The sequence below is a fragment of the Myroides albus genome (assembly GCF_009711045.1).
Taxonomy (GTDB): Bacteria; Bacteroidota; Bacteroidia; order Flavobacteriales; family Flavobacteriaceae; genus Flavobacterium; species Flavobacterium album_A.
Window position 1 is genome coordinate 72,780 of the sequence record NZ_WMJX01000003.1, and the last position, 22,318, is coordinate 95,097.

Sequence of the window (22,318 nt, forward strand, 5' to 3'; positions counted from 1 at the left end):
CCTGAAACAAAATGAAAAAAATAGTATTAATAATGAGTTGTATCACATTAGCTCTAACAACATCGAGCTGTGATAAATTCTTAGATATAGAACCAAAGGGAAAAGTAATACCTAAGACAGTAGATGATTTTAGAAAACTCATCACTTCGGCTTACGATGCTTATCCTAAGCATAAATCATTAGCTACTACTCGTACTGATGAAGTAGTCTTATACACAGAAGAAAATACATTTCTTACTTCTGTTAGAGAGATATACAGATTCAATGATCAAAATGCAGACAACTCCACACAAGAGTTTCCATATGAGAGTTTTTATAAAATAGTATTTTACGCTAATCACGCGACTCTTGAAGGAGTAAAGACTATGGAGCCTGGAAGTGCTAAAGAACAGTTATTAGCTGAGTACTATGCCTTAAAGGCAATGGCTAACTTTGATTTGGTAAACCTTTATGCTAAAACATATGACAAAGAAACTGCTGGGCATGAAAGAGGTATTGTAATTGAAAATGAAGTTCAGATAGAAGAATTCAAATCTCCTAACACTGTAGCTGAAGTATATGCTCAAATTCACAGTGACATCCAGCGTGCAAAAGAACACATTCAAGTGGACAATTATGAAGTGGGGAAAAATTACCGTTTTACAAGACCAGCAATTTTAGCCTTAGAAGCTCGCGTACACCTTTATCAAAGAAACTATGAAGATGCGTTAAAAAGTGCTGAAGAAGCATTGACTTATAAGCATCAATTACAAGATTTGAATCAAGACAATAAAACACCTGTGACTTCAATCACAAGTGTAGAGTCAATCTTAGCATTAGAAGACGCTCTTGATGGTCAGTTTAGAAATATTGCTTATGTATCAAAAGATTTAATTCAAGCGTATGATCAAGAAAACGATTTGAGATTCACAAGTTACTTTTCAAAATCAGGAGATAAATTAACAGTAGAAAAAACTGGTTTAAAAGACAGAAAAGTATCTTTTAGAACTGCTGAATTATACATGATCAAAGCAGAAGCATTAGTACAATTAAATCGCTTAGCTGAAGCAAAAGAAGCTTTAGAGTCACTGATAGCTAAACGCTATAAAAGCGATGCTGCTACTAAACTACTTTCAAAGATATCTAATTTTAATCAAGCGCAATTTTTAGATTTTATCTTAGAAGAGCGATTCAGAGAGTTTGCATTCGAAGGACATCGTTGGTTTGATTTAAGACGATTAAATCAAAAAGAAATCATTCACGAATTAGATGGGAAAGTTTACAGACTTGTCGAAAACGATATAAGGTATACTTTACCTTTTCCAAAAACAGCAAAACAAAGCAATCCAAATTTATAGCCAAACACGCCTTAAAAACTACTCTATCTTTAGAGTAGTTTTTTTTATGTTCTTAATTGACTATAATGATATAAAATTAATTTTCTTAATTTTGTGATCAAATTAAGTCACAAATGAGAATAGCTATAGTAGAAGATGAGAGCTTGGCTTCAAACTACCTAAAAAGCCTTTTAGAAAGACAAGATATTATCCATATCACAGATATTACTTTACTGTCTTCAGTTCAGGAAGCTACTCGCTTTTTCTTAGTGAACAAGGTCGACTTAATCTTCATGGACATTCACTTAGGCGATGGCAAAAGTCTTGAAATCTTCGAAAACGTAGAAGTAAAGAGCCCAATAATCTTTGTAACAGCCTATGATTCATATGCTATACAAGTATTTAAACAGTTTACAATAGACTATATACTCAAGCCTTTCACAATGGAAGAATTAGAGGAAGCATTGCAGAAGTTTCACAATATTGTAAAGCAATTTGAAGTTGATAATACGCTTAAAAGTCTAGTTTTATTGGATGAAGAAAATAGTTCTGAAATTAGAAAGCGCTTCTTAGTACACAATGGTCATAAATTAAAATCTATTGAATCAAACCACATTGCCTATTTTGTTGCGGAAGGAAAGCATTTATTCTTACATACTTTTGACAACAATAGTTATATATACGATGACACTTTAAAAGACGTAATTAAAAAGTTAGACACAGATTACTTCTTTAAAATCAATAGAAAATACATTGTTAATATAAATTCAGTAAGCGAAATAATTAAACACAATAGCCAAAAAATTGAGATAAAACTACAGCCAAATCCCGAAGAGGAAAGTCCTATACTCGTGAGTAAATCACAGATTCACGAGCTTAAAGCATGGTTAAGTTAACTACTAATATTTCAATAACTTTATATTAATTTTATAAACTATTCGCATTTTAATTTATTATATTTGGAATATTATCAACTAACAAATACACTAATAAAACAACTATGAACATAGGAGATCGTTTAATCAACTGGGTGGATTGTATTCTTGCTTGGTTTGATAGAATCAAAGGCTTTTTAAGTAATGCGGTTGCATTTTTTGAAAAACTAAAAGACTTAATTTTAGAGTACGTAGAATACTTTACAAAGAAAGTAGATGAATACACAGAAGAAGAATTACAATTATTAGAAGAAGAACATTTCTTCATTTAAAAAATAAAAAGAATAGCCTTAAAATAATAATTATTTTAAGGCTATTCTTTTTTTCATTTCCTCTACAACTTCAAAAGCAGCAGGACAAATAGCTACATTCTTTAAAGTTAGATTGGTTATTTGATTAAACTTTTTGCGATCTGTATGGGGGTATTCTCGACAAGCTTTTGGTCTTACATCGTAAATCATGCAATAATTATCAGCATCCAAAAAAGTACAAGGTACACTTTGTAAAACATAATCCCTATCTTCATCAATACGCAAATACTGATCGATAAACTGTTGGGGTTTTAATCTCAGGTGCTTTGCTATTCTTTCAATGTCGGCATTGGTAAAAAGAGGTCCAGTAGTTTTACAGCAATTGGCACAGCTCAAACAATCTATTCGATCAAAAACTTGTTCGTGTATTTCTTCCATTTTGTAATCGAGATCCTTAGGAGGTTTCTTTTTTAACTTATCGAAATACTTTTTATTCTCGTTATGCTTATCTTTGGCGAGTGTAGGAAGTTGTTTTAATACTTTATCCATCAACTAAATTTTGATGCAAATTTACAACCTCCATTTAATTTATTTACAATAATTACAATGAAAGATTTATTAGGTAAGGCAATTTTAGATTTCCAAACAAATAATAATCCACAGAATATAATCACAGAAACAGACATTTCTGAATCTGAAGAAATGGATATTAATTATCTCTTTAGAAAATATGAAGAAATGCCTAAAATCGAACAAAAAGCACTTGATTTAGCTAAGGGAAAGATACTTGATGTAGGTTGCGGTGCTGGAGCTCATTCCTTGCATTTAATCAAGAAAGGCTTCGATGTAAAAGCCATTGATATATCACCAAATTCAATTGAAGCTTGTCGCTTGAGAGGAATACAAGCTGCTGAAGTAAAAGATATTTTAGATTTAAAAGACGAAACTTTCGATACTATACTGCTGTTAATGAATGGAACAGGGATATTTGGTAAACTTATAAATACAACAAAATACCTCACACATTTAAAGACGTTATTGAATCCAGGTGGACAAATATTAATAGACAGTTCTGACTTGATTTATATGTTTGATACAGATGAAGATGGCGGCGTGTGGATACCAATGGAGAACAAAGATTATTATGGAGAATTAACCTTTACAGTTGAATACAAAGGGGAAATTGACAATCCATTTAATTGGTTATACCTGGACTATAACACCTTGCAAAATGCTGCCCATGCAAATGGTTTTGAATGTGATTTAATTTACGAAGGAGACAATTGTGATTACTTAGCTAAGCTATATATCTAATTGTAATTCAATACGATTCACCATTTCCTGCTCATCGCAGTAAAGTTGTGCTTATCACGATTAAAAGTGATTTTCCTTTTATTGCCATATACAGTAGGTTTGACAAAATAAAAAAGAGGAAACTTAGTTCCTCTTTTTCTATTTTATTGCATATACTTCATCATAATTCCCTGTAATCCCATAGCCCATTCCTGACCTACTTTTTCACCCTTTTCCATTAATATTGTACTCTTAGTTGAAAGTTTCTTTCCCAAAGGTGTTTCATAAAATTGGATTAGGTCTTTTACATCCTGATGTGTAAACTCACTCATATACAAATCAGCCATCTTATCTTTTAATACATTCAAGCTTGCATTTAGATCTTTTCTAAAATCTGCTCTTTTGTCTGATGGTATATTTTCTTCTAACTGACTTGTAAGTTTTTCAAAGATTGCAAGTTGCCCACTCATATCCATATACTTCTTAGTATCAGTTTTGAAATCTTGTGCAAAACTCACTTGAGATGCGAAGATTACAACAAAAGTAAATAGTAGTTTTCTCATATTAAATTAATTTTTATAATTGGTAAATGAAATACATATTAAGGGATATCTAAATACTTATGTGTTTGTAAAGAGATTCTCCATTTGGGATTATTCTTAACGTATTCTATAATAAGTGGCATCATCTCCTGGCGTTTACCCCATTCAGTTTGGAGTAAAAGCAAAGCATTAGGATTTACCTTTGCAGCTTGTTCTTCAGCAAAGATGAAGTCGTGTTTATTATAAATTACAACTTTTAACTCACTCGCTGCAGCATAAGCGCTCTCAGTAGGCAATTTAGTTTTCTTAGGCGATAAACAAACCCAATCAAAATCTCCAGACATTTCGTAAGCACCAGAAGTCTCAATATTAGTCTGCATACCTGCTTCTTTCAATTTAGAAGTTAAGTAATCTAAATTGTACATAAGAGGTTCTCCTCCTGTTATTACAGCCAATTTTGCCTCTGACGAAGCATTAGCGACGATATCTTCAATCTTAGTTAATGGATGTAATTCTGGGTCCCAGCTTTCCTTAACATCACACCAATGACAACCAACATCACATCCCCCTAAACGTATAAAATAAGCAGCACTTCCCGAATAAAATCCTTCTCCTTGAATAGTATAAAACTCCTCCATTAATGGCAATACTCTACCCTCTTGTAACGCAAGATTACGTTCTTCTTGTAACATATTCTAATCTTCTTAATGGTTACAAAGATAAAGCATATTCAAGGTATAAACTTCCTAAATAAAAAAAACTTATTTGTTAGAATACAAATAAGTTTTTTAAAATTATAACACTTAATTCGAAATTGCCTTTAATGTCTGTACTGCAAATTCATTGTTTGCTTCATATTGCAATGTCTTATTAAACATATCTTTTGCATTAGAAATATCATCTATGTTAGCATAATAAGCCCCCATAGCATTATAAGCTTCAACTAAACGACTCTTATCACTATCTGATAGTTCCGTCTCCTTGCTATTAGCTAAAACAACCTTCTCAAATGTTTGATAAGCTTTGAAACGCGCTTCGTATGCTTCTTCGCTATTTATATTGCGATATGCTCTCGCTTGGAAAAAATAAGATTCAGTAATATTAGGAGCACTTGCAATAGTTCGATCAAAGTATTTAACCGCTTGTTTCATGTAATCTTCCTGACCTTCTTTCATATCTAATCCTAAAGAATAATAACAATAAGCGATATAATAGTTATCGTAACTATAATTGCTTTGATCCTTAACTTCAGCAGAGATACTTAGCAAATCAATAGCTTCTTGAAACTTATCAGCTCTAAAAAGCTCTATTCCATAAGTATTAAAAGAAGATGCTATTTTTGAATCCACTTGAACCGCTTTCTTTAAGCTTTCGATACCTTTACTGTATGTATGCTGTCCTTGCTTTAAATAGCTGATACCTAATTGCAGGTAATTCTCTGCAGACTTGTTTTTTATACTTTCAATAGCAGTACTACTCTTCGCATAATTGCCATTATTAAAAGTAGCCACAGCTAAATACTCATATACTCTATCATTTACTCCTTTAGACTTTACTAAATCTTCAGCAAGTATCTCTAACTCTTTATAATTATTTGATTGCGCTAAAAACTTAGCATATCTCATCTTAGCCTCTAAAGAATTATCAGTAGCACTAACATACTTCTTATAGTTGTCATTTGCCTTAGCCAATAAATCGCTTTCATCAGCTTTATTTGTAGTCGACCATAAGTAATAAGTATCTGCAATCTCTCTGTAAACAGGTGCATAATCCGGAAACTCCTTATTAATTTCATTTAAAGAATTAATTGCTTCTTTAAAAGCCCTTGTACGTTTAGTAATAATTGCAAGCTCCATACGAGCCTCTAATAAATTAGGATCTAATATAGCGGCATCGCTAAAAGCAGCATATGCTTCATTATAATTGCTTTTAGCCAAATTAGCTTTAGCTACAATGAAAAAAGCGTAAGCATTCTGATAGTCTTGCTCCAACACTTTTTTAGCTATGCGCTCTGCTTCTTCAACATTTGGGTTCTTCGAATTCAAATAAGCTGCTGCCACAAGTAACTGTTCATGGTAGTCTTTCTTTCTCATTTCTTTCTCAGCCTTAGCAAATTTGTCTTTTGCTTCAGTTAAATTCGATGAATCAAGATCGATTTGCCCTAAACCAATATAATTTAAAGATCCCTTTTTCTTAACAGAGACACCTTGATTAAAAAAGTACTTAGCCGAATCAACTTGAGATTCTTGCAAATAAATATCTCCTAAATAATAATAGTTCTCACCTTCATTAGGTTTACTATCAATCAAATTTTTTAAAATATGCTTTGCCTTATCTAGTTGATCTCCTTTTATGGCTTTCTTTGCCTCTGCTAAGTCCTGTGCATGAAGTGCACCAGTACTACACAAAGCGCCAATTAATAAAGTAAGTGATAACTTATTGTGTTTAGTCATGATATAGTGTGTTTATTAATTCTGATTTATAATTCATTGCGAACGTTAAGTTCTCTTGGCGGGGTTTTAAATGGAACCAAACCTGACTTAAGTACTATTCTCTGCCCTTTATACCCAGCGATATAAGATGCAAAACCAACACCTAATCCCGATTTACCTTGCGTATCTATCACGTATATCTTACGAGTTAAAGGATACTTTCCTTCGGCTATATTATTTTGACTCGCCTTATAATAGATACCGTCCTCCTTATTCTTTACACCTAAAACCTTAATATTCTTAAGTACATCTTTTAACTCACCATCAGGTTGAACCAACCAATTTAGCCCAATAACACCGATTGCATTTGGATTCTCATTTACATATTTGACAACATCCTTAGTTGATGGTAAAAAATAGGCATAATCCTTCGGAAAATCTCTACTTCCTGTTGCTTCTCTAAAAGCGGCAGATACCGAAGAACTATAATGATCAAATACCAAAATAGGATCTTTCACTAACTCAGATTGCAAATCTTTCGTATCTCTTAGATAATCGCTCTTAACCAAGTTCTTCAAAACGCGATCATAATCTACAACAGAATCTTTAAAGCTTTTACTGGTAACAAATACAATAGCATCCGTGGCAAAATGTGTGCGTTTAGGCGTAACTTTTCCAACAAAAAAAGCAAGTTCTTGTTCATTTAAGTCACGTGGAAGAATAGCTACTCTCAATGAATCTTTGAGCATCATACTTAATATCTCTTGTTGGGGTTTTGAAATTAAGTCAACTTTAGCACGTGTGTATTCATGTTCAAAAACTCTTGCCACATCCTCTGTAATTGGAAATACAGATTCCTCTACCAGAATAGAAATCTTTCCAGAAACTGGTGTCTCCTCGATCTCTTCAAAGTTAATTTCCTTGGTATCATTAGACCCCAAACCACTTTTTTTATCACTTTTACACTGTGCAAATCCTAATCCTAACAAACATATTGTCAAGATAAAACGAGCTCTTTTGAGCACTACTCTATTCATAAATAATCTTTATTACAAACTTAAACCAATCTAAGTTCTATAAAGATAAAAAGATTTATAAGAAAACATCCTTAAATAGAATGATTTAACAAAAGCATAAAGTAAAAAAGGGCACCTAAACAGGTCCCCTTTTTACTATTTCTAATAATTCTAATTCTCTTGCCTTAAACGGATGAATCTAAATACTCCGTAAACAATTAATAAAATACCAAATAGCATACGATTATTATATTCTAAAGCTATAGGCATATCCTTCCATACGATTAAAGTAATGCCGAGTCCGACATACAATAAAAAAAAACAGAAGCCAAAAAGAAACAGAAATCGCTGCAATAGCGATTTCTGTTCAAATTTATTTTTCAACATACGATTATTGTACTTGAATTGTAATAGGTAATGTAAACTGAGAACGTACTGTTCTACCGTTTTGTTGTGCAGGTTTCCATTTTGGCATACCATTAAGAACACGCACTGCCTCTTTACCAGCTCCGTAACCAGGGTCACGAAGAACTTTGATATCAGTTAATGAACCGTCCTTCTCTACGATAAACTGAACAATAACTTGAATACGCTTAGTAGATGAATCAATATCTGGTGTTCTAAATCTACTAACAAATTGTTTTTGGAAAGCTGGCATACCTCCAGGATAAGAAGCTTGAACTTGTACAGCAACGAATACTGTATTTTCATCTGTTTCTACTTTATCCTCTTTATTTGCGTCACCAGTTTTCTCACCAGTTTTAATTTCACCGTGTTTTTTATCTCCTTCAGCGTCTTTAGCTCCAGGATCAACATCGTCTTTGAAATCTTTTTGTTTTGGTGGTTCTTCATTCGCATTCTCCTTAGTATCAACTACAGGGTCTGTAAACTTTTTAGTATCGTTTACCGACTTCACTGCTGGAGGTGGCGGTGGTGGAACATCCTCAACTGGTGGTGGTGGCGGTGGCGGTGGTGGTAACTCCACATCAGGCATTTCAATTGTCTGAATCACAACCTCCTTATCAATTCCTTTATTTCGCTCTTTCCCTAATTCACCAAAAATCTTTGGAGAAAAAACTGCTAACGTAAAGAAAGCAATACCTCCTATCAAAGAAAAAGTGGTCACTGTAGGGTTAGTAGCTCTAAGCTGATATGCTCCGTAAGATTTGTTACGTCCTTCGAAAACGATATCAAGCCAATCTTTTTTAAAGATATTTAATTTTGACATAATTTCTTTTATTTATCCTTAAGGACGTTTATTAATTCTCACCTAACATTTCAACTTCTTCTGGAGTAATGTCTACAATAGCATAGGTTCCTATGTTCGTGATAGCCATTTCGTCCAAAATATCGATTAAGTTGCTATAATTTGCTTTATCACTTGCTTTAATAATAACAATCAATCCTTTTTCTACGTCTTGAGAATAAGCTTTAGCTTGCTTATCTTTCTCAAGTAGGACTTTTCTTATTCCTTCTTTTCCATAAGAAGATTCTGTAGGTCCTTCAAGTGGTGTACCAGGCATCCCCATATACCACTTCATTTTATTATCACCTCCAATTAGAACAGTCATTGTACGATTCTCATCAACCTTAATTTTTTCCTCTTTAGGAATATCTTCAGATTTATCAGGCATCGCCAAGTTCATTGATTGAGGCTTATTCATTGATGTTGTCAACATAAAGAATGTAATCAATAAGAATGCTAAGTCAACCATCGCTGTTAAGTCAACTCCGGCATTTTGTTTCTTACTTCTTACTTTTTTATCCTTGTCGCCACCACCTGTATTTAATTCAGCCATTTACAGTATCTTTTTAATGATTAAAAATCTTCATTTCTCAAACCTGTAACCAAGAAAAACTTGTTTACTCTTTGCTCCTGAAGAATGTTCATAACTTTTTTAACTTGAGGGAATTCTTCTTCAGCATCCCCTTTGATAGCAACGTTTAAGACAAGTTCATTCTTTTCTTTGGCAACAAGACGTGCACATTGAACCCAATCTTTTAATTGGTTATTTAGTGAATCTGTAGGTATACCACTTTGTGATGCACTTTGTTTTGTACGAACATCAGCTGGCAAACTTAGAAAGCTTTTTAATTCATTCATTGGAGAACCGATTCCCTCCAAATATGAAAATGCTAGCTTCTCATCCTCACTAAAAGTAATATTGTAACGCTCACCCATTTTTTCAAGAGTAGCTTTACGATCTTCTTTTCCTAATACTCCAAAGAATACTTTACCTTCACCAAGTGTTACAGTAGCTAAGTTACTTTCAGGTAATTTAGTTTGAACTGTCGAATTTGGTGTATCTACTGGTAATGGCTCCGGAAGTTTAGCTGTAGAAGTTAATACGAAGAAAGTCAAAAGTAGGAAAGACACGTCACACATCGCGGTCATATCCACTCTCATACTTTTCTTTTTCATTTTACCTTTTGCCATTGATTAGATCTTTTGATTAAGTTTTGCCAAAGGCAAATCCCAATCTATTAATACTTTATTTAACTTAACCTTTAATTATTTTACTAACCCTTTGAATCTTCTGTAAGATTGAGTAATAGCAAAACCAGCTTCGTCAATAGAGTAAGTTAATCTATCAATTTTTGTAGTAAATGAGTTATACATTACGATTGCTAATGTAGAAGTACCAATACCTGTTGCAGTACATACTAACGCTTCAGAAATACCTGTTGCTAATGCAGCTGAGTCAGGAGTACCAGAAGTTGCTAAAGCAGAGAACGCTTTAATCATACCTGTTACTGTTCCTAATAATCCAACTAACGTACCAATAGATACTAATGTAGCTAATACAATCATATTTCTCTCTAACATTGGCATCTCTAATGTTGTAGCTTCCTCGATTTCTTTTTGAATAGCCTCAGTAGCTTCTTCACTACTAAAACCTTCTTTTTTCATCTCTTCGTATTTAATTAATCCAGCTTTTACAACGTTAGCAACTGACCCTTGTTGAGCGTCACATGCTTCCATAGCTTCGTTAATTCTACCAGCATTGATGCTTGCTTGAATTTCTTGTACGAATTTCCCAACATTTCCTTTTCCTGATGCTTTAGAAATCACAAAGAATCTCTCAATTGAGAAAACTACAGTCATTGTTAATAATCCAATTAACGCCGCTACTACAATTCCTCCTTTATAAACCATTCCCATGAAGTTTCCTGGAAGTGGGTGTCCATTTGGATCTCCATTCTCAAAGTTAGATGGAGCTCCCATTACATACTGCCAAATAACATATCCAAATAATATACATAGCACAACTGCTGCAGATGCAATTACTCTACTTGCTCCTGAACTAGAACTTTTTTTCTCAACTGATTCGTTTGATACGTTTGTCATCTTTTTAAAAATTTAATTCTTTTTTTTTCAATTATTACTTATTACTTTTTTCTCTTTTAGAACATATGAGAGTCGCAAATTTATGTTTTTAGATGAAATAAAAAAATTAAAAACAATATTTTTAAAATTAATCCATCTCATTTAACACTAATATAATTTAACAACCTCGTATTAAAAGAAAATGTTAAGCAAAGGTAAAGATAACAACTCTAAATGAAATAATCTACATAGATTTTTACATTACCTTTAAATTTAACATTTCGAAATTAAACAAAATATAATTTTTCTTTCTTTTATCTTTGTGCTAATGTATAAAATTTTTCACATTTCAACTTAAGTTATGACAAAAGAAAACTTCACCCAGACAATCAATAGTGGATATTCCTTTAAAGGAGATTTTATTACTATCGGTGCTGCCAAATTTAATGAGGAAATTCAGCCTAATCACTTCATCAATATTCCTCTTAAAACCATTAATAGACACGGACTTATCGCTGGAGCTACTGGTACGGGTAAAACCAAAACTATACAAGTATTATCTGAACAGTTATCTGCAAAAGGTATTCCAATTTTAATGATGGACATCAAAGGAGACTTCAGTGGAATTGCTCAAGCTGGTACAGAAAATGAATTTATTAAGAATAGACATTCGCAAATGAACCTAACTTTTGCTGCGAGTAGCTTTCCTGTAGAATTGATGACTATTTCTGAACAGAATGGAGTTCGACTAAGAGCAACCTTGACAGAGTTTGGTCCAATACTGTTTAGTAGAATCCTTGATTTAAATGAAACTCAAAGTGGAATTGTATCTCTAATATTCAAATATTGTGATGATAAAAAATTACCACTTTTAGATTTAAAAGATTTTAAAAAGACATTACAATTCCTTACAAATGAAGGAAAAGAAGAAATAGAAGCCGATTATGGTAGAATATCTGCTTCTTCTACGGGAGCTATTATTCGCAAACTAATCGAAATCGAACAGCAAGGAGGAGAACTTTTCTTTGGTGAACCCTCTTTTGATATTCAAGATTTAATGCGTGTAGATGACAGAGGCTTCGGTTATGTGAATATCTTAAGACTAACGGATATTCAAGACAAACCTAAGTTATTCTCTACTTTTATGCTTAATTTACTTGCACAAGTTTACTCGCAAATGCCAGAACAAGGGGATAGCGGACAACCTGAATTAGTAATTTTTATAGATGAAGCTCACTTGATCTTTAATGAGGCAAGCAAAACATTACTCAATCAAATTGAAACTATTATAAAGCTAATTCGCTCTAAAGGTATTGGTATCTATTTTATTACCCAAAATCCCACAGATATCCCGAATGGTGTTCTCTCTCAATTGGGCTTAAAAATCCAACATGCACTACGCGCTTTTACTGAAAAAGACAGAAAAGCAATCAAAACAGCATCTGAAAACTTCCCCTCTACTGATTTCTACAAAACAAATGAGATCATTACTCAATTGGGAACAGGTGATGCTTTAGTTACAGCACTAAACGAAAAAGGGATACCTACTCCCTTGGCAGTTTGCGCCATGAGAGCTCCAATGAGTAGAATGGATATATTGTCACAAGCTGAAATAGATGATATTATATCTAAATCTAAACTAACACCTAAATACAACGAATACTTTGACAGAGAAAGTGCTTATGAAATACTTACCGCCAAATTAGAGCAATTAGAAAGTGAAAAAGAGAACAACAAAACTCCTTCCAAGACATCTTCTACCAGTTCTAAGTCAGACAACAGCGATTTGACAAAAGGCATTCTAAAAGTTGTCACAAGTGCTACCTTCATTAGAGGCGCTTTTGGAATCCTAAACAAGATGATGAACAACAACAAGAAAAAGAAATAATAGCAAAAAAGAGAAGGTTCTTACCTTCTCTTTTTTTATAATCTTTTTAGTATTTCCTTTTCAATCGCTTCCGTATCCCAAATCAATGCAATTTCTTCAATTTGCATGATATCATCCATTATACTCTTTTGTTTGTCTCCTATTTCTAATGCTTTGAGATAACTATCATCACTAAAAGTAACCCTATCGTAAAGAGGTAGCCAAAGTTTAGGGTACTTCTTAGAAAAGTTCACTTCTATTTTCTTCCTCAACAAAAACATAGTATCTGCCGTGGACGCACTCATTTCTTCAAAGTTGCGATAAGACAACTCTGCTATAGCATCCCCATTGGGTTTTCGATTTTCCTGATAAGCCTTAAATACTTCCTTCCAATTGCGTTCAGTACAATTGTCAATAATTCGACTTAAAACATAAATATCTTCCAAACCTGCATTTAATCCCTGCCCATAAAACGGCACTACAGCATGAGCTGCATCTCCTATCAGGGCAACTTTACCTTCATATACCCAAGGAAAACATTTCATGGTAACCAATGAATTTACAGGATTTTCTTGATATAAAGCTAAGTAATCAGGAATTAACTCTTTCACCTCAGAAAAGAAGGTTTCAAAAAACACTTCAATTTCCTCAACGGACTGAATACTCTCAAAGGACACCTTTCCTTTATACGGTAGAAACAGCGTACAAGTAAATGAACCATCGGTATTAGCTAAAGCGATAAACATAAAATCCTTTCTCGGCCATATATGGAATAGATTTGGCGAAAGTTTGTGTTTTCCAGCAGCATCTGCAGGTATGATAAACTCTTTATACCCCAATTCCAAATAAGACTGCTGATATTCGAACATACTTTGTTTCTGCATCCTATGGCGAACGCGTGAATAAGCTCCATCGGCACCAAAAATAACATCGTATTTAATTGACGTCCACTTATCTCTCTCTTCCTTAGCAGTGTACAAAAGTCCTTGATCTAAATCCACATCCCAAATAGGCGTATCAAAACAGAACTCAACTCCAAATCGCTCTGCAATAGTAATTAACTCTTTATTGAGATTTCCCCTGGATATTGCCCAGATAGCAGAATCACCATTTACGCTATAAGGTTGAATACTCTGTTGTTTGTCTATGGTATGTATAGCACGACTATGCATGGGAATTGCCAATTGTTTGACTTCATCTTCTATACCGATTTCCCTAAGCGTTTTCCACCCTCTATCAGACATTGCCAAATTGATTGATCTTCCTTTAAAATCCATATGGCGTATATCAATACTTTTATCATAAACTACAACATCAAAGCCTTTTTGCTTTAAACTAATTGCCAGTACCACTCCAACTAACCCACTTCCCACAACAGCTATACTATTCATTCCTTTATTTTATTTGTTTTGTTATTAAAATCTCGAAACATTGTTTGATACTCTTTCTCTAAAAAATCAAACTTTCTCTACCTTTAAGTACCCCCTAAATCACAAGCCTAATGAAGCACTTACTATGGACAGCAGCCACTATCTTACTATCTTTTTGGTATATTATGCACTTTATATTCAAAACGGATAGTATGTTTAAACAGATCTTTTTAATTGCAGCAATAAGTATTGCAATATATAATATAATCATCAATCCCTATCCTAAAAAATAAGAGTCCCTAAGGGACTCTTATTTTTTTATAAAACTTTACTATTTCTTAAACTCTATCTTCTGACCTACAGCTAAACCTTGTGATTTAGCAAAAGCGCCACACATGTGAAACAGCAGCCTTGCACCGACATTACCATCCCAATCATCATCACCTGGAGCAACCTCTACTAAGTCCATTCCAATAATCTGCTTGTTAGATTCTGATAATCGAGTAATCATATAAGTCGCTTGTTCATAAGTTAACCCTCCTGGTACTGGTGTACCTGTATTAGGACAATACCATGCTAATAGAGCGTCAATATCAAAACTAACAGCTACTTTTTCAGGTAATGAAGCAATTATTTGATCACATTTATCTTTCCAGCTCATTCCTTCAAACTCATCTTTCTTCAAATCTGCATCAGTATGCACTAGCACTCTACCATCAGCTTCTACTACTGTTGCCACTTCTTGTTCACAGAAATCGCGAATACCTACTTGTACTATTGTTTTTACTTGAGGTAATTTTAAAGTATTGAACATAATAGACGCATGCGAATACGTAAACCCTTCATAAGCATCTCTTAAATCCATATGCGCATCAAAGTGTAAAATACCGAAAGAATCGTGATGTTTTGCTAATGCATTGTAATATCCCAATGGAGTACTGTGATCTCCTCCTAATAATACTACGCGTTTTCCTTTTGCCATCCAGTAAGATACTTTCTCTTCTACTTCTTTGTGAAATTTATCACACACGGCATTAATTGTATCTAAATCTTTTTGCAACTCTGGTAAGTCCGCAATGTTCTCACCATTCTCAAGTGCTTCAATGATTGGCTGAGCCATTTCTTTATACTTTGCACTATCTGTTGCCCAATGTTCTGGAGCTTCATCTATATAAATACCCAATTTCCATAAATCAGGATATTGTTGGTGTAATAAGTCTACTTGATAAGAAGCTTCTAATATAGCTTCTGGCCCTTCTGACGCCCCGGCTCCATAACTTACTGTAACTTCCCAAGGTACAGGAACTACAATTACCTCACTCTCATCTGCTGTGAATGGAAGCCCATAAATTGTTGCATCAGCTAATCCTGGTTGAGAAGGATCGAAATTAGCTATCTTTTGCTGTTTTGTTGACATCTATATAGTTATTATTTTTTGCAAATTTAAAATTATAATTCAATCTCTAAAACTCTGATTAAAACTATATTATTCGACTTGCTTTCTTTAAAATCTGTCCAAAATTAAAAACGTCTTCATAAGAAGTATAAAGTGGTACTGGAGCAAGTCTAACCACATTCGGTTCACGCCAATCTACAATAACTCCTTGTTCCATAAGGTATTTAAATAAGTTCTTACCCTTGCCATGCAGAAAGAGAGACACCTGACTTCCTCTCTCTGATGAATTTTGAGGTGTTATTACTTCATAGGAGGCTTGTTCTTCATTTGCAATATCTTGCAGTACAAATTCCAAATAAGCCGTTATCTTATCCCTTTTCTCTATCAAAGCCTTCATACCAACCTCAGCAAACATTTCAACAGAAGCTAAATAGGGTGCTAAACTTAAAATAGAAGGATTACTTATTTGCCATCCGTCAGCAGAGTGAATAGGATCAAAATCTTGTTCCATTAAAAATCGCTTCTCTTTATTGTGTCCCCACCATCCACCAAGGCGAACAATACTTTCATCGTCGTGGTAGCGCTCGTGAACAAAACACCCTGAAGCACTTCCTGGTCCAGCATTCATATATTTATAACTACACCATGCTGCAAAGTCAACATTCCACTCGTGTAATTTCAATTCAATATTTCCCGCAGCATGTGCCAAATCCCAACCAACTTTTGCCCCCTGTTCTTGAGCAGAAGCAGTTATCTTTTCAATATCTAAGACTTGGCCAGTATAGTAATTTAGTCCGCCCATTAACACTAAAGCCAACTCCTCACCTGCTTCCTCAATAGCAGCTAAAATATCTTCTGTTCTGAAATTGTGTTCTCCCTTTCTTCGCTTCACCTCAATAATAGTCTCTTTTGGATCTAATCCATGTACCTTCACTTGAGATTGAATCATATATTGATCACTGGGAAATGCTTTTTCTTCACAGATGATTTTATAGCGTTGTGCTGTTGGCTTGTAAAAGGAAATCATCATCAAATGCAGATTTACAGTCAGTGTATTCATAACTGTAATTTCTTCTGGAAGGGCTCCAACAATTGCACTTAAAGGCTCACGAAATCTTTCGTGATAATCCCACCAAGGTTTATCAGCATAAAAATGCCCCTCAACAGCCAACTCTCCCCAGTCCTTCATTACCTCATTTACATATTCAACAGCTCTTTTGGGCTGTAATCCAAGCGAATTACCTGTAAAGTAAATAGCATCCTTTCCATTTACTTTTGGAAAGTTAAATTCGCTTCTGTACTTAGCAAGGGGATCTTTTTCATCCAAACTCTTGGCATAAGCAAGTATATTCTTAAAAGTCATGATATATAGAGTGTTTTCAATAACTATTAACTGTAAATTTAATCCTTTTTAAACAAACAAACTCCTAAATATAAGATAAAACCCTCCTTCGTATTTGACATAAAAAAAGCCTTTGAGAGACTCAAAGGCTTTTTAAATTATCATTTAATCTACTATAGGATCAACATTGCGTCTCCGTATGAATAGAATTTATATTTCTCTTTTACAGCTAAATCATAGGCTTTCATCATAAGATCATGACCACAAAAAGCAGAAATCATCATTAATAAAGTCGATTTAGGCATATGGAAGTTTGTCACCATACAGTTTGCAATACTAAAATCGTATGGAGGGAAAATAAATTTATTAGTCCAACCCACAAACGGATTTAATGTTTGATTAGAAGAAACTGAACTTTCTAATGCACGCATACAAGTTGTACCAATCGCACATACGCGTTTCTTATTAACTTTAGCTTCATTTACGATATCACAACATTCTTGATTGACAAACATCTCCTCAGAATCCATCTTATGTTTAGATAAATCCTCTACTTCAACTGGGTTGAATGTCCCTAAACCAATATGTAAAGTTACCTCAGCAAACTTAATTCCCTTGATTTCTAAACGCTTCATTAAGTGTTTAGAGAAGTGAAGACCAGCAGTCGGTGCAGCTACTGCCCCTTCTTCGGTCGCATATATTGTTTGGTATCTCTCTGCATCCTCTGGCACAACCTCGCGATTAATGTATTTAGGAATTGGCGTTTCTCCTAATTCTTGCAATTTAAATCTAAATTCTTCATAAGAACCATCATATAAAAAGCGCAGTGTTCTACCTCTTGAAGTCGTATTATCAATTACTTCTGCCACAAGAGAATCATCATCACCAAAATATAGTTTATTTCCAATACGTATTTTACGGGCTGGATCAACTAAAACATCCCATAAACGTTGTTCTGCATTTAACTCTCTCAATAAAAAAACCTCGATTCTTGCTCCAGTTTTTTCTTTATTACCATATAGACGTGCAGGAAAAACTTTCGTATTATTCAATACCATAACATCTCCTTCGTCAAAATAGTCGATTAAGTCTTTAAATAATTTATGTTCTATGTTTCCAGTTTTACGGTCCACCACCATTAAACGTGCCTCATCTCTGTTCTCAGATGGGAACTCTGCTAATAACTCAGCTGGCAAATCAAAATTAAAGTTTGATAACTTCATTGAATACGCTTTTAATATTTAATTACACAAAGACTTTTTGCTTTCGCAAAAGAATTTGCAAATATACAACCTCAACATAGGGGTTGTCAAGTATTTGCCCATATTTTTCTTTTATCCCTTATTGTTCTTGAACTTGAAAACCTAATTTCTGCAAATCATCCCAATAACTAATAAAAGATTTTGTTACCACTTCAGCCTCATTAATCATGAGATTGGTCTTTAGCACCAATGGAGCAAAAGCCAAAGCCATACGGTGATCTTGGTAAGTATCAATAGAAATATTTGAGCGAATCTCTTTTGAAGCTTCTAATGTTAAACTTTCATCATCAACCGAAATAGTAGCCCCTAATTTTGATAACTCTGTTTTTAGAGCTAATAATCGATCCGTTTCTTTAATTTTCAAAGTGTGCAAACCAGACATACGACAGTCAATCCCTAAGCCAAAACAAGTCACTGCAATTGTCTGTGCTAAATCTGGCGTTTCTATCAAATTAGCTTCGAAAGCTGTATTTACATGTTTGACCTTAGTAAGTTCTATTGTAGCGTCAGCTTTATATGAAGTGTTTACTCCTAACTGTTCATACAATAGTGCAACTTTGCTATCTCCTTGCAAACTCTCCTCCTTATAACTTGACAACTGAATCTTAGTTCCTATCTCAGACAAAGCAATCATAGAATAAAAATAAGATGCAGATGACCAATCAGATTCTACTACAAAGTTAGTTTCCACAATTTGCTCAATAGGATATACATGTATAACATTATCTTCAAAAAACACTTTTGCCCCCAATTTTCTGAGCAATTGCAGAGTCATCTCAATATATGGACGAGAAGTTACCTCACCGATCAAATGCAGTTCCATTCCCTTTTCAAGTTTGGTTCCAATCAGCAATAGTGCAGTAATATATTGACTACTCACATTTGCTGGAAGTGTTATTTTTCCACCTTCAGAAAGATGACCTTTGATTTTCAATGGGGGAAATCCCTCTTTATTTACATAGGTAATCTCAGCGTTCAATTGCCTTAATGCTTCTACTAAAACCCCTATAGGTCTTTCTTGCATTCGACTACTCCCTGTTAATACTACTTCACGAGTAGTACATAAAGAATAATACGCAGTCAAAAAACGCATCGTAGTACCTGCATGGTGAATATCAACAAGTTCTCCTTTAGATTCTAAGGCTTGTTCCATAGCTCGCACATCATCAGCATCAGATAAGTTACCTATCTGTAATTTGTCAAATAGCTGTTTTAAAATCAACAGGCGGTTACTCTCAGACTTACTACCTGAAATAAAGAGATGCTGATTCGTGGCTAATTGCGTTTGAGGAAGAAATACTTTCACGCTTTATATTTTATTTTAATTTTTCATTATTGTGATGACGATCGTGATCCCTCTTTGTCTTCAAGTCCATTTTCTTATCAAATGCCTCTTGTAGATTCACACCAGTCTGATTTGCCAAACACAGTACAACAAAGACTACATCTGCTAATTCTTCACCTAAATCCTTATTTTTATCACTCTCTTTTTCAGATTGCTCACCATAACGTCTTGCAATAATTCGCGCAACTTCTCCTACTTCTTCCGTAAGCTGAGCCATATTAGTTAACTCGTTAAAATAGCGTACGCCGTGTTCTTTGATCCAACTATCTACAGCTTTTTGTGCATCTTGTATATTCATTATTTACTTTTTTTTAAAAATCTTATATTTCAACCATTTATCGTAGATAACCATTAGCACCATAAACACCAAGTATTTAAATGCAAAATTCATTAAACAGATTTCATCTCCCTTCAAGGCACATGAAACTTCATCTGTCATAACCCAAGTTAGGATTACAAATATTACAGTAAAGAAACTGTATTTTACTAATGTACTCATTATTCTTTATTTTGACTATCTATTACAATTGTGACTGGGCCATCATTCAGTAATTCTACTTTCATATCTGCCCCAAACTCACCTGTTTGTATTTTTTTTCCTAAATCACTTTCAAGTTTATTAATAAACTTTTCATACATCGGAATAGCAAAATCTGGTTTAGAAGCTCTGATATAAGAAGGTCTATTTCCTTTTTTAGTAGAAGCGTGCAGCGTAAACTGACTTATTAATAATACCTCCCCTTCTACTTCTTTTACAGATTTATTCATCACTCCATTTTCATCTTCAAAAATACGCAAATTCACAATCTTTCCTGATAGCCAATTAATATCTTCCTCAGTATCTACATCTTCTACTCCTACTAAAACAAGAAGCCCTTTGTCAATCTCTCCTATTTTATTTCCCTCTACGGTAACAGACGCTCTGGTCACACGCTGGATTACTACTTTCATTTTTTTATTTTAATCTATTACTTACAAACTTAAAAACTTTCTAAAGTTATACCTTATATTACCTTTATTTATTTTGATAACAAATGATTAAAAACACACTGTTTACAAACGGAGATTCCTGCCTACCTAATCGAATTACAAGCTACTTTCAAAAATTACATTAGGCTAAACCCTGTTTTTATAATATCTTAGAGGCTATCAAATTTTTTAGTAGAATCAACATAAAATTTACTTTAGTCTATGAAGTTAAAATCCATATTAGCGCTATTTGTAGTTAGTACAACTATCACATTTGCACAGACAAAACAAGTTCTAATTGAGAACGTCAGAATCCTGAATCACGAAACTGCCTCTCTAACAGAGCCAATGAATGTATTGGTTAATGGGCAAACGATAGAAAAAATTAGTCCTAAAACCATCTCTGTAAAAGGTAATGACGTTACTAAAATCAATGGTCAAGGCAAGACTCTTATGCCTGGGTTAATCGATGTACACGTACATATGGTATTTGGAGCGTTAACTATGGAGCAAATGATGTCGCCTACAGCTACTCCTGAAAGCTTGATGAAAGAGGTAGCTACTGGAGCACACAGTATGCTAATGCGTGGGTTTACAAGCGTGAGAGATGCTGGTGGACCAATATTCCCATTAAAAGCAGCTATTGATGCAGACAAGACTGCAGGTCCACGTATTTGGCCTTCAGGAGCTACGATCAGTCAGACTGCAGGACATGGAGACTTTAGAACTCCTAATGAGCGCTCAAGACGCTTCTTCGGAAAGCCTTCTCGTGCTGAAGAAATGGGGGCTACTTTTATAGCAGATGGACGTGATGAAGTACTTACTGCTACAAGAGAGAACCTACGCTTCGGGGCAAGTCAGATCAAAGTGATGGCAGGTGGAGGTACTTCTTCTGCTTATGACCCTATCGATGTGACACAATACACTTTTGACGAAATCAAAGCAGCTGTAGATGCTGCGGAAGATTGGGGTACTTATGTTATGGTACACGCCTATACACCCAGAGCTGTACAACGCGCTATCGAAGCAGGTGTAAAATCTATCGAACACGGTCAGATGTTGGATGAAGAAACCTTGAAAATCATGAAAGACAAAGGTATATGGCTAAGCTTACAGAACCTAATGGACAACAATGATAATATGGATGCCCAACGCAAAGAAAAACGCAAACCTGTATTAGAAGGTCAAGACAAAGTATGGCCATTAGCCAAACAATTAGGTGTCAAACTGGCTTGGGGAACTGACTTCTTATTCGAACCAGAATTAAATAAAGAACAAAACGAATATATCCTGCGTTTACAAAAATGGTTTACAAATGCTGAGATTCTAAAAATGGTGACGCAAGATAATGCCGAATTATTACAACTATCTGGCTTACGCAGCCCATATCCAGGAAAACTTGGGGTAGTAGAAGAAAATGCTTATGCAGACTTATTATTAGTCGATGGAAACCCACTTAAAGATTTATCACTTATTGCTAATCCTGAGAAGAATTTTATCGTGATTATCAAAGGTGGGAAAATCTATAAGAATACTACCTCTACTAAAAAATAAAAATTGTTTTACCATACATTGCAAGGACTGCCTAATAAGCAGTCCTCTTTTTTTATGGGAAATATTCATCACTCTTATCCCTTTTCAAATGAAATCAAGA

25 protein-coding genes are annotated in these 22,318 nt (G+C 34.2%); 7 read left to right on the top strand and 18 right to left on the bottom strand.

Annotated features, from left to right (window positions below):
- Window positions 1-11: 11 nt before the first annotated feature.
- The 3 genes from GJV76_RS02585 to GJV76_RS02595 all read left to right on the top strand — a co-directional run bounded on the left by GJV76_RS02585 (window position 12) and on the right by GJV76_RS02595 (window position 2,523).
- On the top strand, window positions 12-1,337 hold the full coding sequence (locus GJV76_RS02585) for a RagB/SusD family nutrient uptake outer membrane protein (protein WP_155091083.1): 1,326 nt from the start codon (window positions 12-14) through the stop codon (window positions 1,335-1,337).
- A gap of 113 nt (window positions 1,338-1,450) precedes the next feature.
- Window positions 1,451-2,212 (top strand): LytR/AlgR family response regulator transcription factor, encoded by a 762-nt coding sequence (locus GJV76_RS02590; protein ID WP_155091084.1) that lies wholly within the window; start codon window positions 1,451-1,453, stop codon window positions 2,210-2,212.
- A gap of 104 nt (window positions 2,213-2,316) precedes the next feature.
- Window positions 2,317-2,523, top strand: a complete 207-nt coding sequence (locus tag GJV76_RS02595; protein ID WP_155091085.1) for a hypothetical protein — start codon at window positions 2,317-2,319, stop codon at window positions 2,521-2,523.
- 30 nt (window positions 2,524-2,553) lie between these two features.
- On the opposite strand, the gene GJV76_RS02600 is transcribed toward GJV76_RS02595, so the two are convergent.
- Entirely contained in the window at window positions 2,554-3,051 is a 498-nt protein-coding gene (locus GJV76_RS02600; RefSeq protein ID WP_155091086.1) for a YkgJ family cysteine cluster protein, read from the bottom strand.
- A gap of 57 nt (window positions 3,052-3,108) precedes the next feature.
- Here GJV76_RS02600 and GJV76_RS02605 point away from each other — a divergent pair, with 57 nt between their 5' ends.
- Window positions 3,109-3,816, top strand: coding sequence for a class I SAM-dependent methyltransferase (locus tag GJV76_RS02605; RefSeq protein ID WP_155091087.1), 708 nt, complete (start codon window positions 3,109-3,111; stop codon window positions 3,814-3,816).
- A 143-nt stretch (window positions 3,817-3,959) separates the two neighbouring features.
- Here GJV76_RS02605 and GJV76_RS02610 read toward each other — a convergent pair whose 3' ends face one another.
- The 9 genes from GJV76_RS02610 to GJV76_RS02650 form a co-directional block, all read right to left on the bottom strand.
- A complete protein-coding gene (locus GJV76_RS02610) occupies window positions 3,960-4,358 on the bottom strand; it encodes a DUF2059 domain-containing protein (RefSeq protein WP_155091088.1) in 399 nt (132 codons plus the stop codon).
- A gap of 38 nt (window positions 4,359-4,396) precedes the next feature.
- Entirely contained in the window at window positions 4,397-5,029 is a 633-nt protein-coding gene (locus tag GJV76_RS02615; RefSeq protein WP_155091089.1) for a 7-carboxy-7-deazaguanine synthase QueE, read from the bottom strand.
- Window positions 5,030-5,140: 111 nt separating this feature from the next.
- The gene (locus tag GJV76_RS02620) at window positions 5,141-6,790 is read right to left on the bottom strand and encodes a tetratricopeptide repeat protein (protein WP_155091090.1); all 1,650 of its coding nucleotides are present in this window, start codon (window positions 6,788-6,790) and stop codon (window positions 5,141-5,143) included.
- Between the two features lie 26 nt (window positions 6,791-6,816).
- Complete coding sequence (locus tag GJV76_RS02625) at window positions 6,817-7,806, bottom strand: PstS family phosphate ABC transporter substrate-binding protein (protein WP_155091091.1); 990 nt, start codon at window positions 7,804-7,806, stop codon at window positions 6,817-6,819.
- A gap of 150 nt (window positions 7,807-7,956) precedes the next feature.
- The gene (locus GJV76_RS02630; protein WP_155091092.1) at window positions 7,957-8,172 is read right to left on the bottom strand and encodes a hypothetical protein; all 216 of its coding nucleotides are present in this window, start codon (window positions 8,170-8,172) and stop codon (window positions 7,957-7,959) included.
- A gap of 4 nt (window positions 8,173-8,176) precedes the next feature.
- On the bottom strand, window positions 8,177-9,013 hold the full coding sequence (locus GJV76_RS02635; protein WP_155091093.1) for an energy transducer TonB: 837 nt from the start codon (window positions 9,011-9,013) through the stop codon (window positions 8,177-8,179).
- Between the two features lie 31 nt (window positions 9,014-9,044).
- A complete protein-coding gene (locus GJV76_RS02640) occupies window positions 9,045-9,584 on the bottom strand; it encodes an ExbD/TolR family protein (protein ID WP_155091094.1) in 540 nt (179 codons plus the stop codon).
- Between the two features lie 20 nt (window positions 9,585-9,604).
- Window positions 9,605-10,222 carry an ExbD/TolR family protein gene (locus GJV76_RS02645; RefSeq protein ID WP_155091095.1) on the bottom strand — a complete coding sequence of 206 codons (618 nt, stop codon included), beginning with the start codon at window positions 10,220-10,222 and terminating at the stop codon, window positions 9,605-9,607.
- Between the two features lie 75 nt (window positions 10,223-10,297).
- Window positions 10,298-11,134: a MotA/TolQ/ExbB proton channel family protein gene (locus GJV76_RS02650; protein WP_155091096.1), complete on the bottom strand. Its 837-nt coding sequence runs from the start codon at window positions 11,132-11,134 to the stop codon at window positions 10,298-10,300.
- A gap of 340 nt (window positions 11,135-11,474) precedes the next feature.
- Here GJV76_RS02650 and GJV76_RS02655 point away from each other — a divergent pair, with 340 nt between their 5' ends.
- Window positions 11,475-13,001 carry a helicase HerA-like domain-containing protein gene (locus GJV76_RS02655; protein WP_155091097.1) on the top strand — a complete coding sequence of 509 codons (1,527 nt, stop codon included), beginning with the start codon at window positions 11,475-11,477 and terminating at the stop codon, window positions 12,999-13,001.
- Between the two features lie 35 nt (window positions 13,002-13,036).
- Here the strand turns inward: GJV76_RS02655 and GJV76_RS02660 are convergent, their stop codons facing one another.
- Complete coding sequence (locus GJV76_RS02660) at window positions 13,037-14,371, bottom strand: FAD-dependent oxidoreductase (protein ID WP_155091098.1); 1,335 nt, start codon at window positions 14,369-14,371, stop codon at window positions 13,037-13,039.
- 110 nt (window positions 14,372-14,481) lie between these two features.
- Here GJV76_RS02660 and GJV76_RS02665 point away from each other — a divergent pair, with 110 nt between their 5' ends.
- Entirely contained in the window at window positions 14,482-14,643 is a 162-nt protein-coding gene (locus GJV76_RS02665; RefSeq protein WP_155091099.1) for a hypothetical protein, read from the top strand.
- A gap of 38 nt (window positions 14,644-14,681) precedes the next feature.
- Here the strand turns inward: GJV76_RS02665 and GJV76_RS02670 are convergent, their stop codons facing one another.
- The 7 genes from GJV76_RS02670 to dtd all read right to left on the bottom strand — a co-directional run bounded on the left by GJV76_RS02670 (window position 14,682) and on the right by dtd (window position 20,646).
- The gene (locus GJV76_RS02670; protein WP_155091100.1) at window positions 14,682-15,767 is read right to left on the bottom strand and encodes an agmatinase family protein; all 1,086 of its coding nucleotides are present in this window, start codon (window positions 15,765-15,767) and stop codon (window positions 14,682-14,684) included.
- Between the two features lie 64 nt (window positions 15,768-15,831).
- Window positions 15,832-17,109, bottom strand: coding sequence for a kynureninase (gene kynU / locus GJV76_RS02675; protein ID WP_155091101.1), 1,278 nt, complete (start codon window positions 17,107-17,109; stop codon window positions 15,832-15,834).
- A gap of 152 nt (window positions 17,110-17,261) precedes the next feature.
- Window positions 17,262-18,311, bottom strand: a complete 1,050-nt coding sequence (queA, locus tag GJV76_RS02680) for a tRNA preQ1(34) S-adenosylmethionine ribosyltransferase-isomerase QueA (RefSeq protein WP_155091102.1) — start codon at window positions 18,309-18,311, stop codon at window positions 17,262-17,264.
- 118 nt (window positions 18,312-18,429) lie between these two features.
- Window positions 18,430-19,656: a 3-phosphoshikimate 1-carboxyvinyltransferase gene (locus GJV76_RS02685; RefSeq protein WP_317162590.1), complete on the bottom strand. Its 1,227-nt coding sequence runs from the start codon at window positions 19,654-19,656 to the stop codon at window positions 18,430-18,432.
- Window positions 19,657-19,666: 10 nt separating this feature from the next.
- Complete coding sequence (locus tag GJV76_RS02690; protein WP_155091103.1) at window positions 19,667-19,993, bottom strand: nucleotide pyrophosphohydrolase; 327 nt, start codon at window positions 19,991-19,993, stop codon at window positions 19,667-19,669.
- Between the two features lie 3 nt (window positions 19,994-19,996).
- Window positions 19,997-20,194 (bottom strand): hypothetical protein, encoded by a 198-nt coding sequence (locus GJV76_RS02695; RefSeq protein WP_155091104.1) that lies wholly within the window; start codon window positions 20,192-20,194, stop codon window positions 19,997-19,999.
- A complete protein-coding gene (gene dtd / locus GJV76_RS02700; RefSeq protein WP_155091105.1) occupies window positions 20,194-20,646 on the bottom strand; it encodes a D-aminoacyl-tRNA deacylase in 453 nt (150 codons plus the stop codon). The genes GJV76_RS02695 and dtd overlap by 1 nt, the downstream gene beginning before the upstream one ends.
- Window positions 20,647-20,886: 240 nt before the next feature.
- Between dtd and GJV76_RS02705 the strand changes: the two genes are divergently transcribed.
- Window positions 20,887-22,218 carry a metal-dependent hydrolase family protein gene (locus GJV76_RS02705; RefSeq protein ID WP_155091106.1) on the top strand — a complete coding sequence of 444 codons (1,332 nt, stop codon included), beginning with the start codon at window positions 20,887-20,889 and terminating at the stop codon, window positions 22,216-22,218.
- Window positions 22,219-22,318: the final 100 nt, after the last annotated feature.